This window comes from Candidatus Latescibacterota bacterium, assembly GCA_019038625.1.
GTDB lineage: Bacteria > Krumholzibacteriota > Krumholzibacteriia > Krumholzibacteriales > Krumholzibacteriaceae > JAGLYV01.
Genome location: JAHOYU010000145.1, coordinates 1 through 14,336, shown reverse-complemented (window position 1 = coordinate 14,336; position 14,336 = coordinate 1). Strand labels below are relative to the sequence as shown.

14 protein-coding genes are annotated in these 14,336 nt (G+C 53.7%); all 14 read right to left on the bottom strand.

What is annotated here, in order from left to right; genetic code table 11:
- Positions 1-205 precede the first annotated feature (205 nt).
- Positions 206-787, bottom strand: coding sequence for a hypothetical protein (locus KOO63_11150; GenBank protein MBU8922362.1), 582 nt, complete (start codon positions 785-787; stop codon positions 206-208).
- Positions 788-926: 139 nt separating this feature from the next.
- Positions 927-1,520 (bottom strand): hypothetical protein, encoded by a 594-nt coding sequence (locus KOO63_11145; GenBank protein ID MBU8922361.1) that lies wholly within the window; start codon positions 1,518-1,520, stop codon positions 927-929.
- Between the two features lie 164 nt (positions 1,521-1,684).
- Entirely contained in the window at positions 1,685-2,281 is a 597-nt protein-coding gene (locus KOO63_11140) for a hypothetical protein (GenBank protein ID MBU8922360.1), read from the bottom strand.
- A gap of 120 nt (positions 2,282-2,401) precedes the next feature.
- Positions 2,402-2,968: a hypothetical protein gene (locus KOO63_11135; GenBank protein MBU8922359.1), complete on the bottom strand. Its 567-nt coding sequence runs from the start codon at positions 2,966-2,968 to the stop codon at positions 2,402-2,404.
- Between the two features lie 12 nt (positions 2,969-2,980).
- Positions 2,981-4,960 carry a hypothetical protein gene (locus tag KOO63_11130; GenBank protein MBU8922358.1) on the bottom strand — a complete coding sequence of 660 codons (1,980 nt, stop codon included), beginning with the start codon at positions 4,958-4,960 and terminating at the stop codon, positions 2,981-2,983.
- Between the two features lie 26 nt (positions 4,961-4,986).
- Positions 4,987-5,820, bottom strand: a complete 834-nt coding sequence (gene rsmA, locus KOO63_11125) for a 16S rRNA (adenine(1518)-N(6)/adenine(1519)-N(6))-dimethyltransferase RsmA (GenBank protein ID MBU8922357.1) — start codon at positions 5,818-5,820, stop codon at positions 4,987-4,989.
- Positions 5,817-7,226, bottom strand: coding sequence for a YchF/TatD family DNA exonuclease (locus KOO63_11120; GenBank protein MBU8922356.1), 1,410 nt, complete (start codon positions 7,224-7,226; stop codon positions 5,817-5,819). The genes rsmA and KOO63_11120 overlap by 4 nt, the downstream gene beginning before the upstream one ends.
- Positions 7,227-7,241: 15 nt before the next feature.
- On the bottom strand, positions 7,242-7,592 hold the full coding sequence (locus tag KOO63_11115; protein MBU8922355.1) for a cupin domain-containing protein: 351 nt from the start codon (positions 7,590-7,592) through the stop codon (positions 7,242-7,244).
- A gap of 53 nt (positions 7,593-7,645) precedes the next feature.
- Positions 7,646-9,172 carry a methionine--tRNA ligase gene (gene metG, locus KOO63_11110; protein ID MBU8922354.1) on the bottom strand — a complete coding sequence of 509 codons (1,527 nt, stop codon included), beginning with the start codon at positions 9,170-9,172 and terminating at the stop codon, positions 7,646-7,648.
- Between the two features lie 19 nt (positions 9,173-9,191).
- Positions 9,192-10,067 carry a stage 0 sporulation family protein gene (locus KOO63_11105; protein ID MBU8922353.1) on the bottom strand — a complete coding sequence of 292 codons (876 nt, stop codon included), beginning with the start codon at positions 10,065-10,067 and terminating at the stop codon, positions 9,192-9,194.
- Positions 10,068-10,155: 88 nt separating this feature from the next.
- On the bottom strand, positions 10,156-11,271 hold the full coding sequence (locus KOO63_11100; protein ID MBU8922352.1) for a hypothetical protein: 1,116 nt from the start codon (positions 11,269-11,271) through the stop codon (positions 10,156-10,158).
- Positions 11,247-12,536, bottom strand: coding sequence for a peptidoglycan DD-metalloendopeptidase family protein (locus KOO63_11095; GenBank protein MBU8922351.1), 1,290 nt, complete (start codon positions 12,534-12,536; stop codon positions 11,247-11,249). The genes KOO63_11100 and KOO63_11095 overlap by 25 nt, the downstream gene beginning before the upstream one ends.
- Before the next feature lie 16 nt (positions 12,537-12,552).
- On the bottom strand, positions 12,553-13,422 hold the full coding sequence (locus KOO63_11090) for an ABC transporter permease (protein MBU8922350.1): 870 nt from the start codon (positions 13,420-13,422) through the stop codon (positions 12,553-12,555).
- Positions 13,419-14,186, bottom strand: a complete 768-nt coding sequence (locus KOO63_11085) for an ATP-binding cassette domain-containing protein (protein ID MBU8922349.1) — start codon at positions 14,184-14,186, stop codon at positions 13,419-13,421. Before KOO63_11085 ends, KOO63_11090 begins: the two co-directional genes overlap by 4 nt.
- Between the last annotated feature and the right edge of the window lie 150 nt (positions 14,187-14,336).

The following is a 14,336-nucleotide window of genomic DNA, read 5'->3' as shown; positions in this document are numbered from 1 at the left end:
CTTTGTTATTCGATACGTAATAACCACCAGGCCCTCCGTCAGACAGCCGGCGGGCAGGGATACTATAGTAATGTAAGTGGGGCCATGTCAAGATATGGAGAAGATTGCATGCTGTCTCCCCAATATCGTATCAGGAAAAATACATGGAATCAGTGTTCATTATTTTTTCTGTCATGCCGCGCGGTCCTGAAGCCCCCGTACATCACTAATCCGGCAGCTCTGACGCGATATATATCACCCAGGTGCCGGAAATCTGCTCGTTAGGACCAATGACGAACTGAATCCCCATCTCCTCACCAGTGAGGGTCCAAATCTCTCCCCTGTGATCCAGCGTAGTGGAGATTGAATAAACCCTGGTCGTCTGGAGACACTCATCGCAGATATCCGGAGCAGCCTCCCAACTTGCATATGATATATCCAGATTCAGAGCGCTGGACTGTCTGATGATATACTCAGTCCCGGCGATATCTTCTTCCCTAAACATCAATACACCGTACTGAGCCACATCACCGGGCTTCATGTTCCAGACATAATCGTGTTCCTGGTTCGGGTCGTCATAGAGGACGGCTGCATAGCGGGTCATCAATTCATCACTGGGTACCTTGTTGAAATTCTGGTAGACCAGCCGGATTGTCTCGATCACATCCTCCTCAGCGGATAGATCCGGCCATTCGATGCCCGAATCAAGCTCGCCCTTCACCGGGTCATCCTGACAACCGGGGGTGAAAGCCAGCGTCAGAGCCAGCAGGCAGATAATCGAAAGATATCCCATTGAAAAACGATTCATATCACTCTTCTCCCTTACCGAGTGAAAAAAGCCCCCCCGCAGTGGAGGGGCCCATAAAAACAATTCTGTCAGATCATCAAAGAACCCATTCATCCCGGTACTGTTCATCCAGAAGGAATGAGACCATCCCTGAGACGGATCACCGGTCGCCGCCCAGATCCCGGGCAACGTAGATGGCCCATTTCTCCGGGTCGTTGTGGTGCGGCCCGGCGATAAAATGGATGTTCATCTCGCCGCTCGACAGGAAGTGAGCATCATCACCCGTTCCGGTGACCATGACGATCGAGTAGACCCTCGTCGTCTCCCAGCATCCGTCGCACACATCAGGCGCCTCAAACCACTTCGCCGGGTAGATAGACAACTGCAGCTCGGACGCGCGGCTGAAGATATTCTTCGTCGAATTGATATCCTGCGCCCTGGTGAGAAGGGCGGGGCATCCATCCTCGACATCCCTCGGATCCGTTATCCATACATAGTCGTTGTCGTCGCTGGAATCATCGTAGAGAACCCTACCGTAGAAATGTTCGAGCTCTTCCAGCGATGCCTGGTCAAAATTCTCGTAGCACAACAGGATAGTCTCGATCAGGTCCTCCCTCTCGTGAAGGGTGGGCCATTCGATATCGGATTCGGCAAAATCGGTGACTCCCTGCTCCGGGTCGTTGGCACACCCGGGCAGACAAAAGGCGATACAGACAATACCCACGATTGCGAGCAGAACTCTTCTGTCGCTCATGACAGCACCTCCTCCTGGTCTGATCCTTTGTCTGGCTACTTTAAAACCCAATTTAAATATATAGAAAATCCCACCCGATGTCAAACCGTCGCGCCCCCGGCAAAAAAAAAGGCCCCTCCGTCTGGAGGGGCCGTGAATTCTCAGCATGTCACATTAAGACTTTGTTACGACTCAGTCCCTGGAAGATCGGATGCTACATATATCACCCAGGTGCCGGGTTTCTGCTCATTTGGCCCGATGACCAGGTTGATATTCATCGATAACCCGGAAAGGGTCTCGATCTCTCCATTATGATCCAGCGTAGTGGTGATCGTATAGGTCCTGGTCGTCTGGAGACACTCGGCGCAAACATCCGGGGCAGGATCCCATGTTCCAGCCGATATGAACAGATACAGAGCGCTGGACTGTCTGATGATATACTCGGTCCCGGCGATATCTTCTTCCCTCAACATCAGTTCGCCGTACTTTGTATAGTCGTCGGGCTGCATGTTCCAGACATAATCGTGTTCCTGGCCCGGGTCGTCATAGAGGATGTCCGCATAATAGGTCATCAATTCATCGGTAGGTGCCGTGTTGAAATGTTTGTAGACCAGGCGGATCGTCTCGACCACATCATCAGGGGTCGACAGGTCGGGCCAGTCGATTACAACAGGATCGCGCCCTTCATCTCCGGTATCAGGGTTCAGAATACAGCCGTACGTAGCAATGACGCTGACAAGCAGTATGGCAGCGATAGTTTTCAGGGGTTTTACTTTTTTCATACTATTCTCCTCCTTCAGTGGATTTTACCACATTCTCCGCCGCAGCGCAAGAGAAGTTCCTGAGAATCGCCGCAACAATGCGTTATATCTGATTTGTGCCGGTTTTTCTCGTGCCCGGGATCACTGGAAAGTCTTTCTGAGAAAGGTCGCCGTGGGATATTCGTCACTCGAGACATCCAGGTCATCCCACCCTATCATCACCCAGCCGACAGAACCCTTAACGAGGTAGAATCTCGCTATCCCTGCAAAGATATCAGGGTCAGCGCCATCGCCGGGGTCTAGAGTGATCAGATACTCCCCCTCATACCAAACATCGGTACCGATATCCTGCTTATCTGTGAAGATCCCGAACTCATCGCCGAAACGTATGGTCCGCTCCCCGAGATAATCACCCTTCAGCCTGTCGAGGAAGGTTATCTCGTCGTCCTTGCTCCAGGCAACAAAATCGGGCCAGTCGACAGGCCTCGCGATAAACTCGAACTCATCGCCCAGCGACCTCTCGTAGTTTGAATTGGCGCTCGCGCGGAACCCTGAACTCAGGTTGATAAAGACATCTTTCGGCACCAGCGGCACCGTCCAGGGGTCGGTATCCTCCCCCGGCTCTTCCGCGTCCCTGGGGGAAAACAGGCAGCCCGCGTTTATAGCCAGGGCCATCACTATCATCAGAAATATCGTTTTGGTCTTCATTACTCTCACACCCTAGAATGAAAAATTCACGTTCGCGCTCACTACCCAGTATTCGCGGTTCTCTTCCGAGATGAAAGGTCCGAACTTTTTTACCCATGCAATATCGAGGTCCACCTCACCGTAGCCGGTGAACTCCCTCTTTCTCTTGAACCCGGCCCTGAAATCTCCCGACTCGGTCCCGGATGTCCTCGTCACCCGCCTCATCCCGTCTATGACCCCGAGAGTATTGTTGATCTGCCCCCTGAAATTCGATCTCACAAAAATGGTCATGCCGGGGAATGCCTCATAGTCCAGGTTCATCGTGAGCCGGTTCTCTATATTCTCGCTTGTCGGATTGTAGAGCCTCGGCCCCTCGATCTTCGATTGGTACGATCCGGTGTCCTTCATGTTGTACCTGTGCCGAATCCTGTACCTCAGCTTCCTGAATAGACCGATCCCCACCTCGGTCGTAAGGGTCGTGTTCCTGTTCAGATAGTTTCTGTCTGTGTCAAACGAGAACTCGGTATAATCGATCTTGATCTCGTATTTCTGCCCGAGCGAAAGCCAGGTCTGGGGGCTGAACTCATATTCGGGAACAAACAGGTACTGATAATCGACCCTGTTATCTCCAGAGAGGGTCGCGTCTATGTTGATCGTCTCCCTCCTGCTCAACGTGCTCGTTACGGTAGTCTCGATCAGGCGGAAGAGATATGCGTTCATCTTCCCGTAGAGGGATGAAAATGTGTAATCGGCGTCCCTCGGGTTCTGTTCCTTCTTTTTGTAGAGCTTCTGGTCCAGTGACGTCGAACCCCTGAGCAGGATGTCCAGAGAATCGTGAAAAGTATGCTTCACCGAGACCGACATCGAATAATCTTTTGTTCTGTAACTCGCTACAGATGTCGGACCGAACTCCGTGTCCGATTCGCCCCTGGCCATCGAAACGCTGACACTGCCTTTCGGGTGGTACCTGTACGAGACCGATGCATCGATATCGTTGGTCTCGGACTCCTTGTTACGCCTGTTCTCGACCCGGTAGGCCTGGTCCGAGTAGGTGTGGTCGAAGTTCACTTCGATGAGGAGGCCATCCCTGAGCTCGACCTTCGATTCTATGAGAAGTTCCTCGCCCTTTATCCTGCTCTCTTCCTCTTTGGCGTCCTCCGGGCTATCGATGATCTGCATGGTATTGCCGAGCGGAGGATCGATCTGTCTGAGCTTGCCCATCTTTCTCGAGTACCTCAGCTTGAACTTCTTCTTCTCACCGGAACCAATATCGATTCCTGTACGGAGAGTGTCTACATTGCTCCTGATCCCGTTAAACTGGAAGGGGCCGACATCACTCGCCTCCCTGACGACAAACGAGCCGCCACCACCACTCACCGTGATATGCGGCCCTATTTCATAGACAAGGTGCCCCGAGGCATTCATCTTCACCGTCTTGTTGTACTTGAAATCCTGCTTGCCTCGTGAAGCAGTTCCCACCAGGGAGAAATTCGACGCAGAAGCTCCGGGAACAGTCATGAGAGACAGAAGGTTGAACCCGGTCGACTGGGTCTCCATCACGATCTCCTTGCCGAACTGTGAAAGGGCCGCGCTTGTCGTCTGCGTATACATATCACCCATATTAACGTTCAGCGTATATCGATTCGGGACGATCCTGGTACCCGAGGCGAGAAAACTCTCCATCAGCGTCTCCTGGTCCCTGCCCCGCAGTTTCTTCTTGTCGATGCTCATCGAGCTGCTGAAGGCCCAGTCAGCCGCATTATATGTCCAGGTGAGGCTGCTCTTTGCCTTTCGGTAACCTTCGGTAAAATCGATCTCTGACTTCGAGATCACACCGAGCCAGGTCGTGGCTATGGAATCGGGAGATGCGTCCTCGAGGTTCCTGCTGTCCTGAGCGGCGATCCCCGCGGGAATGCAGAGGCAGAGGACGCAGGCAAAGACGGCCGTAAAAACAGATGCCGCCATTTCGTCTCCGCGCCGCCCGGTCGTCTGTCTTTCTGATGTCAATCTCATCTGCCTGCCTCTTCCCGGATCCCCTGTCATCTCTTTTCGAACACCCCGTACAGTCGGAACCAGTCATCCAGGGAAAGCTCCTCCGGCCTCAGTCCGGCATCCGTGCCCGCTTCACCCATGAGCGCCGCGGCTTCCGGTTTTCCGCCTTCCCCGAGCAAATTGCCCAGAACATTCACAAGCTTCTTCCTTCTCTGAGAGAAAGATATCTTTACGAAGCCCAGAAACCCTTTCCTGTCACGCGGTGCTCCCTCTCTCGCCTCCGGCGTAAAGGAAAGCACTACACTGTCCACCTTCGGCTTCGGTATAAAAGCTCCGGCCCTGGCCGTCGTTACCATCGAAATATCGAACCATGCCTGCAGAAAGACTGAAAGGATACCACATCCGCGCTTTCCCGGTGAAGTCAGGATTCTTTCTCCGACCTCCTTCTGCACCATTATCACGGCTCCGGCAGATCTTTCGAGTAATCCGAGCTTTATCATTATCGTCGATGTCAACAGGTAGGGAATATTGCCGGCGACCCTGTACTTTTCCCATTCCCGCCTCTTCGCTTCCAGATCGAAATCGATCTCGCGGACATCGGCCTCTACTATTTCCACATTATCGGAACCTGCGAACCTTTCCCCCAGTTCTTTCGACAGCCTCCGGTCAAGTTCGAATGCAGCAATTCTCGCGCCTTTTTCTGCCAGGGGGCCGGTCAATGCCCCCGTACCGGGGCCTATCTCCATTATCGGGATACCACTGCCAGGGTCAAGAGCTTTGACTATCCTGTCGATGACTTTCCCGGAGATGAGAAAATTCTGCCCGAGGCTCTTTTTCGCCCTGGGCCGACTGCCGGTATTATCTGGTTTTCTTCCGCTCATACCTGTTCGGGGATATCCTGCCCGGAAATGGCCGGAAAATGATATTTTCTCACTTTGAACTTCGCGCCGGGTATCGATTCTACGAGGACGCGTGTAGCTTCGAGATCGACTTCAGGATAATCGAGGGCCGTCACTGTGCAGTCCATCCTTGAGGCTGCGACCGCCCTGACAAAATCCAGGACCGCGTCAAATGCCTGTTCTCCCATGTCCGGCTTGCAGACTCTCATGTATGTCTCCCGGTCCTGGGCATTCAGGCTGATCGACACCTTCGAAAAATATTCCTCAAGCTCGGGAACGATATTTCTCCGGTTTATCATGTTCCCCTGTCCGTTCGTATTAAGCCTCATGGGAAGCCCGTGCTTCCCGATCTTCGAGGCGGTCTCCCTGAGGGCTTTCAGCCTCGCGGTCGGCTCGCCGTATCCGCAGAACACTATCTCCCTGAAATCTCCCGGCAACATGGCCTCTCCCACCGCGGAGACCATCTCTGCCACAGAGGGATCGGCCAGAAGGTTCAGATTATATCCATAGAGGTTGTTGTTCGACCTGAACCTTGTGCAGAAAGCACAGTCGTTGGTACAGCTCGCCGTGACGTTGATATATATGCTTTTCTTCAGGCTGTACGCCACACTTACCGGAACATCTTTCTCCCCGTGGAACATCCCTCTGAAATTCGTCTCGGCAGCCCTGGCAATATCGTCGATCTCGACACCTCTGATCGCGGCCAGCTTCTCCGCGACAAGAGCTACGTAGGCCGGTTCGTTCCTCTTGCCCCTGTATGCCTGTGGTGGCAGGTAGGGACAATCTGTCTCAAGGACGAACGAACTTGAAGGCAATCTTTCAGCTACGGCCGGAAGGATCGATTTCGGATATGTCAGGGGCCCGCCGATGCCGATCAGAAACCCCAGGTCGAGTACCTGTCCGGCTTCCGCCTCCCCTCCTGAAAAAGCGTGAAAGATGCCTCCGACCTCAAAAGCCTTTTCTTCTTTCATGATCCTTATCACATCGGGGAATGCCTCCCGGCAATGGATTATGATCGGTTTTCCGAATTGTCTGGCCAGTCCTATCTGGCGCCTGAACACGTCCTGCTGGATGTCACGCGGGGAAAGGTCCCTGTAGTAATCCAGCCCGATCTCTCCCACGGCAAGCACCTTCCGGCGCAGCAGGAACTGCTTGATCCTGTCCTCAAGATATCCGTTCCAGTCTGTGGCATGATGGGGATGGATGCCGACGGCGGCGTATATCGCGGGATACTTGTCGACCAGGGCTATCGTCTCCTCTATCGATGCGGGGTCATACCCTACATTGAGTATCTCTCCGACTCCGGCCAGCGCAGCCCTTTCAAGGACGGCCGACAGGTCATCCCTGAACTGCGACATATTCATGTGCGCATGTGAATCGATCAGCATCTACGACATCTTCCCTTAGTCGTTCGAAATGAAGGTCGTCTTCTTGGTCGGTTGCGGGGCCTTTATGACCATGAACTTCAGCATCGCGTCACTCGTATTGTACCAGCAATGCATGATATCTTTTGGACTCTCGACCAGGGTGTCCTTCGACACTACCAGCTTTTCATCGCCCACTTCGACGGTGCCTGTTCCCTCCAGCACGTAGAAGGCTACATCGACCGGGGTGATATGACGCTTCAGGGCCTGTCCCGGTTCAAGCGAGATCACAGAGACCATCGCCTCTGTCTTTTTATAGAGATTGCGCGCGTCGACGCCATGGGCCGTATCCATTACCGGCACTTCGTCCAGTTTTTTTATTACTATCATCTTCCACATCCTTCCAGGGGTTGTGTATTACAGGTCCCGGGGTCAGATTCAGCCTACTCGAACTCCACGTTCTTCAACCTCGGGAAAAGGGGCTCGGGCTGACTCAGTCCTTCAGCTCCGGACTCTCGCGGAGGAAGCTGTCCCGGCTCAGATTCGAACCCTCCGAGATGTCTTCCCATCTCCGCCATCTTCTCCGGCATAAACGGTGAAAGCACTATCGCCGAACTTCTCAAGACGACGAGCAGTTCCCTGAAAACCGATTCGAGCTGATCGGTCTTCGACTCGTCCTTCGCCAGGGCCCAGGGAGACTTCTCCTCTATGAACCGGTTCGCTCTCTGGATCACCGACCAGTACGACGAGAGAGCTCTTGAGAACTCCATCTTTTCCATATGTCCCATATATCCGTCCAGGGCTTCCTTCAACGCGGAGTAAAGCTCGCAGCTCTCGTCGAATGGCGCCGTCTCAACGTCGCCCCCGAGATATTTCGATATCATCGCCACTGTGCGGCTGAAGAGATTGCCGAGTTCGTTTGCCAGATCGGCGTTGTAACGGTTGAACAGGATCTCGCTTGAGATATCGCCGTCCTTGTCAAAGGGCACCTCCCGGAGCAGCAGGTATCTCACTCCGTCCGCGCCGAAGACCTCCACCATCTTCTCCGGGTCGAGTATGTTTCCACGACTCTTGCTCATCTTCTCGCCGGCGAGCGAGATGAACCCGTGAGCGAACACGCTTTTCGGCAGCTCGACTCCGGCGGCCATCAGCATCGAGGGCCAGATCACGCAGTGAAACCGGGTGATGTCCTTGCCTATCACGTGGACGTCGGCGGGCCAGTATTTCTCGAACAGGGACGGATCGTCTCCTCCATAACCAAGTCCTGATATATAGTTGGTCAAAGCATCGAACCAGACGTAGATGACATGCCCGTCGTCGATCGGCAGAGGTATTCCCCAGTCGACTCCGGCCCTTGAGATGGAGACGTCGCGCAGCCCTCCCTTGATCACGTTCAGGATCTCATTCTTCCTGGTCTGTGGCCTGATGAATTCCGGGTTTTTCTCTATATGTGCCAGCAGCCTGTCCTCGAATTTCGAGAGTGCAAAAAAGTAGTTCTCCTCGCTGATCTTCTTCGGCTCCAGCTTGTGACTTGGACATAGCCCGTCGACCAGATCCTTTTCGCCGATGAACTCCTCGCAGGATTCGCAGTAGAGTCCCTCATACTTTCCCTTGTATATGAAGCCATTCTCCTGGATCCTGCGGAACAGGTCGGTAACGGCCTTCTCGTGACGCTCCTCCGTCGTATGGATGAAGTCGTCATACGATATATTCAACGCTTTCCAGGCGCCGGTGAACTTAACGGACATCTCACGGCAATAGTCCTTCGGGTCGAGCCCCCTCTTCTGGGCCTCACGCTGCACATTGGTCGAGTGTTCGTCATTACCCATCAGGAACCATGCGTCATACCCGCAAAGCCTCTTGAAGCGTGCCATACAGTCGGCGCCGATCTTTTCGTAGGCAGTACCAAGGTGAGGCTTCTGGTTCACGTAATCGATAGCTGTGGTTATGTAGAACTTTTTTTCTGCCATGATTCTCCCGGAGGCCCTTTCATTCTTCGTCTTCTATAAAATCCTTCAACAAGGCATCTTCATCGATCTCTTCTTCTTCGACAGGTTCGACTTCGCAGATCCCCATCTCTTCCTTGAACTTCTGGAGGGGCATCTCGATGTGGTTCCCGTTCTCGTCGGAGAGGATTATTGCCTCTTCGAAAAGATTGATCTTATCTATCCTGTGCTGCGCGCCGAAACAGTTGATCTTGCTTCCTGCTTTCGGCACGCCTCTCATCATCTCCTTGTAGTCGGAAAGCTCGTAGGCAAGGCAGCACATAAGCCTGCCGCAGGCACCCGATATTTTCGTCGGGGTCAACGGAAGGTTCTGGTCCTTGGCCATCTTCAGCGTGACCGGTTCAAAATCTTTTAGAAAGGTCGAGCAACAGAGCCGCCTGCCGCACATCCCCATCCCGTCGAACCGCCGCGCCTCGTCGCGTACCCCTATCTGCCTCAAATCGATCCTCGTCCGGAAAATACTCGCCAGGTCTTTCACCAGACTCCTGAAATCTATGCGCCCGTCCGAGGTGAAATAAAAGGTGATCTTGTTTCCGTCAAACTGACACTCGACATCTACCAGCTTCATCTGAAGCTCATGTTCGCCAGCCTTTTCCTGACAGACCGTGAGAGCTTCCTTCTCTTTCGCGCGAATATCGGCTATCGATTCGATGTCTGCATCGTTTGCGTGCCTGAGAACTTCTTTGGTGCTCACAGCGATGTCCTTGTCGGCCACCTGGGCCAGGGCTATGATCGTCCCCATGTCCTCGCCACGGTCTGCCTGGACCACGCAATAATTTCCGGTCCTCAGGTACAGGGCTCTCGAGTTCTTGAAAATCTCTTTTCTCTGAGCCTTAAACTGGACTTCTGCTATTTCCATCCGGGTAACCACCATTTCCCTGTGGGGCCACTATCAGCCAGACCGACTCCCGGCCTTATTTTTCGGTCAGAATTGATGTAGAATCAATCTAATACCACTTCCCTGCCAAATCAAGCATGAGTTGAATCATCGTGAGCTCAATATCGACGTTCCTGCCCAGATTTCGCGCGGCCGTCTCTACCTTTCGGATGTCCTCCGGGATGTTCCTGTCCTTCGCCGCATCGATGGCTGTCGCCCCAAGATGATCATTCAGGCGCAGCCTGCTGTTCTCGTCCAGGCCGTCTTCTTTCGATCTCATCAGATCGCGGAGCACCGAGATCATCTCACCGAAAAGCTGCCCCGTCTCCTCTCGTGAATACTCCCTCGCGGCCGACTCCGCCTCCGCGGGAAGCTGCCGAGCCTTCCCCTCCAGTATCATCCTCAGTATTGAGGCCGCGTCATTCCTCATATCGAGGAACCGTTTGTCGAGAAGCCTGATCGCCCTCCTGATGCTGCCCGCTGCCATCACCGCAAGATTCTCCGACTCGATCTTTTCCACCGAGTAAAATGTCTCCAGAAATCCGGCGACCACATGGTCGGGTAGAATGTCGAATCTCACTTCCTGGCATCTCGAACGGATCGTCGGGAGGAGCCTGTCAGTGAATTCCGTGACCAGAATGAGAATTGTAGATGAGGGTGGCTCCTCCAGGAGCTTGAGAAATGCGTTCTGTGCCTCGATCGTGGCAAGGTGAGCCTCACATAGTATCACCAGTGTACGTTTTCCCTCAAAAGGCTGCTTGGAGACTTTCTCCGTAATAGTCCTGACCTGCCCGATCCCGATCGATCTCGCCTTCCCTCCAAATTCCCCGGCCGAAAGAAAATCCTCTCTCCTGCTCTCGATCACCACCGGTATCGATTTTTCGGGAGGGCCCGAAGGAATAGCATAGATAAGATGGAGATCCGGATACTCCAGCTTGGACAGCTTCTCACAGGAGGCACATCTGTCCTCGAGTCGATGCCCCGGCATCTCACAATTGATCATCCCCGCAAGGTGTAATGCCATGAGTTCTTTGCCCGAGCCTTCCGGTCCGGTGAACAACAGCGAGGATGGAAGTTTTCCCGCGGTCAGCATCCCGCCGAAAAGTGTCCTCACCCTTTCCTGCCCCTTCGCCAGAAACTCCGCTGCCGCGTGAATATCGATCAGCGGCCTCCCTTCCTGAGCCAACCTTCAGGATCAAGCGCCTTTTTCGACTGCCTGATCTCGAAATGCAGCAATCCCCCTGCCCCTGCTGTCTCTTCCCCGGTCTCGGCTATCAGCCCGCCATTCTCCACCTGGCCGCCCTGCTGAACGAATATCTGGGAAGCGTGCGCGTACATCGTGTAGAACCCGCCTCCATGATTGATAATGATACAATTACCGTATCCCGGCAGCACCCCCGCGAACTCCACCCTCCCCCTCGCCACCGAGCGCACAGGCTCACCCGTTCTGGTGGAGATATCAATTCCAGTATTGTAGGTGACCGTTCCGAACTCGGGGTGCTTGAAGCGCCCGAACCGTCTCGTCGTTTCACCTGATACGGGTCTGGCCAGCCGTCCTTTCAATGAATTGAAATCGGCGACCCCGTAATCACCCCAGGCCTTTGACTGTTCCTCCCTGATCTTTTCGAGTTCTTCCAGCATGGTGCTGATCTGGCTTTCTGCCGCGGCCAGCTCGGCGACGCGTTGCTCATACTTTCGCCTGTCACTCTTAAGGCCGGAGAGTGTCCTTCTTCTTTTCCTCTCGTTCTCTTTGAGTTTCTCGAGCTCGCCTTCCTTCTCGTTCCTCGACACGGTGACCTCGTGCAGGGCCTCTGTTATCCCCGCCTCGGTCCTCGCCACCTCTTCCCGGTGCCTGCGCACTCCCTCGATGAGATCGGCGTCCCGCTCGGCTATCAGAGAGACGAACTTGTATCTCTGCAGGAGGTCTGCCACATCTTCGGCAGCCAGAAGCTCCATCCAGGCCTGTCTCGAACCATTCTTGTACATCTCCCGCAGCCTTTTTGAAAACACCTTGAGCCTCCGGGCATAATCGGCCTCGCTGGCAGTCAGTTCATCCCGGAGCAGGTCGACCTGCTGTTCTAGCATCCCCTTTTTTTCGTCGAGGCCATCCAATAGCCGCTTTCCAAGATTCCCTTCAGCCTCGAGTTTTCGGAGATATTCAGAGACATCCTTTTCCTTTTTCTCGAGTTCTCCTATTTTCTTTCTCTGCTCCGCTATCTGGTTTCGGAGCGATTCGAGTTCGTTTTCCTTCTTTCCTATTTTTTTATCGAGGTCCTGCTGCCCGGCTCGAGCGCTCCCTCCCGAAACGATCGGGCACATACCTCCCGCCAATATGAGGAAGGTCATAATTGTCATGATGATGGAGGATCGGCGCAACACTCGCGTTTGTGCCAGAGGTGTGATTCTCCACTTGAACGACATGGTATCTTTATAGCTTTCGTAAAATCTCATCTCATCCGGCCTGTCGTCAAATCCTTAGAAATCTGCGAAGCCCCGCGAAACTCCCTATCGCTCCGAGAAGTGCGCAGAAAAAGACGAACACGGCAATAGCGTCTACCCTGATAAACACGAGTCCCGGAAGATAGTTCACTGCGGACCTGTATATGATAGCGAGCAGCCCGATGGCAAGCAGCGAGGAGACGATCCCCTGGAGAGCACCCTCGATGATAAACGGGATCTGGATATAGGCGTTGGTCGCTCCGACAAGTTTCAGGATATCTATCGTCTTTCTGCTGTTGAGGATCGTCAGCCGAACCGTGTTGGAAATGACGAAGACCACCGAAAGGAAGACGATGACACCCAGCACGAGATCGATAATATAAAAACCCTTCACAAGCCGTTCGCCCCTCTCGAACCACTTTCGCCCGTACCGGACCTCCTCTATCCCCGTCCACTCCTCCACCCTGACGGCCATTGCCTCAAGAGTCTCGCTATTTATATGGGTCTGCTTCATCTTTACCCGGTACGCGTCGGGGAGAGGATTGTCCTCGAGAGCATCGAGAAGGTCGCTCTCCTCGCCAAGCGTCGACCTGAAGTCTTCGAGAGCCTCCTCTTTCGAGATAAAGACTACTTCCTCGACTCCCTGCTCCGCCATCAACCTGAGCTGGAGACCTCTTGAAACGTCTTCGGCTATATCGTCCCGCAGATATACATAGACCCGCATCTCTTCGCTCGTCTTCTCTATGAGGCCGGCGATGTTCAACGTGACACCGAGAAAGGTGACAAGGATCAGAAGAGAGAGCGCCATGATGATGGTCGAGATGATGTTCGCGGTCTTGCGGCGCCACAATATCCCTATCGATTCATCGATGATGTATCTGAATTCTCCCGGTTTCATTCCTCGTCCTCCCCTCCCGTGATCTCATGGCCGGAGAGCCGGCCGGCGTTCTCACTGACGCTCGAACCATCTATGCGGTCGCGTATATCTCCCACATAGATCATCTCCTTGTCCCGCATTATTTTCCCATTCTCAAGATAGATGATCCGCTGCCCGAAAGACCGGACCATCTCGATATCGTGAGTAGCCATAAGCACGGCTGTTCCGCCGGCATTTATCTTGAACAGAAGTTCGAGTATATTCTTTGTCGCAACGGGATCGAGGTTGCCGGTCGGTTCGTCAGCCAGAAGTATCGCCGGCCTGTTGGCCACCGCCCTGGCGATCGCCACCCTCTGCGCCTCCCCACCGGAAAGAGCCGGCGGAAAATCGTATCTCTTGTGATAGAGGCCCACTCTTGTGAGAATATCTGTCACCTGTCTCTTGATCTCTCTCATCCCCACTCCGGTCACTTTCATCGCAAGCGCGATGTTTTCAAAGACCGTCCTGTCCTCGAGCAGCCTGAAGTCCTGAAAGACGATCCCCATCTTCCTTCTCAGGTCGGGTATCGTAGAACGCTTCATCCTCGTCGATACATAGGGTCCGACGACGACCTGCCCTGAAGCGGGAAAATCATCCATGTATATCATCTTGAGAAGGGTACTCTTGCCGGCACCGCTCGGGCCGACAAGGAAAACGAATTCTCCGTTGGCCACCTGGATATTGATATCATTCAGACTGAAATGTTTTCCAAGATCCTTTGTAAGATGATAGACACCGGCGATTATTCTACTTTTCTGCGGCACCGATTCTCCTTCAGCTTCTCCCGGTCACACCTTGACCTGTTTTTGCCTGGTCCTTACACATTCCATAGCCAGTGTCAGCGCGGCGAGGAGACTCCCCGGGCTGGCCAGCCCCTTTCCGACAATATCGTAAGC

What these genes read in the sequence shown, in the direction of transcription:
- KOO63_11105 (MBU8922353.1), bottom strand. Translation starts at nt 10,067, where the DNA reads ATGGAAATAGCAGAAGTCCAGTTTAAGGCTCAGAGAAAAGAGATTTTC.
- KOO63_11095 (MBU8922351.1), bottom strand. Translation starts at nt 12,536, where the DNA reads ATGAGATTTTACGAAAGCTATAAAGATACCATGTCGTTCAAGTGGAGA.
- KOO63_11130 (MBU8922358.1), bottom strand. Translation starts at nt 4,960, where the DNA reads ATGAGATTGACATCAGAAAGACAGACGACCGGGCGGCGCGGAGACGAA.
- KOO63_11120 (MBU8922356.1), bottom strand. Translation starts at nt 7,226, where the DNA reads ATGCTGATCGATTCACATGCGCACATGAATATGTCGCAGTTCAGGGAT.
- KOO63_11140 (MBU8922360.1), bottom strand. Translation starts at nt 2,281, where the DNA reads ATGAAAAAAGTAAAACCCCTGAAAACTATCGCTGCCATACTGCTTGTC.
- KOO63_11150 (MBU8922362.1), bottom strand. Translation starts at nt 787, where the DNA reads ATGAATCGTTTTTCAATGGGATATCTTTCGATTATCTGCCTGCTGGCT.
- rsmA (MBU8922357.1), bottom strand. Translation starts at nt 5,820, where the DNA reads ATGAGCGGAAGAAAACCAGATAATACCGGCAGTCGGCCCAGGGCGAAA.
- KOO63_11145 (MBU8922361.1), bottom strand. Translation starts at nt 1,520, where the DNA reads ATGAGCGACAGAAGAGTTCTGCTCGCAATCGTGGGTATTGTCTGTATC.
- KOO63_11115 (MBU8922355.1), bottom strand. Translation starts at nt 7,592, where the DNA reads ATGATAGTAATAAAAAAACTGGACGAAGTGCCGGTAATGGATACGGCC.
- metG (MBU8922354.1), bottom strand. Translation starts at nt 9,172, where the DNA reads ATGGCAGAAAAAAAGTTCTACATAACCACAGCTATCGATTACGTGAAC.
- KOO63_11135 (MBU8922359.1), bottom strand. Translation starts at nt 2,968, where the DNA reads ATGAAGACCAAAACGATATTTCTGATGATAGTGATGGCCCTGGCTATA.
- KOO63_11090 (MBU8922350.1), bottom strand. Translation starts at nt 13,422, where the DNA reads ATGAAACCGGGAGAATTCAGATACATCATCGATGAATCGATAGGGATA.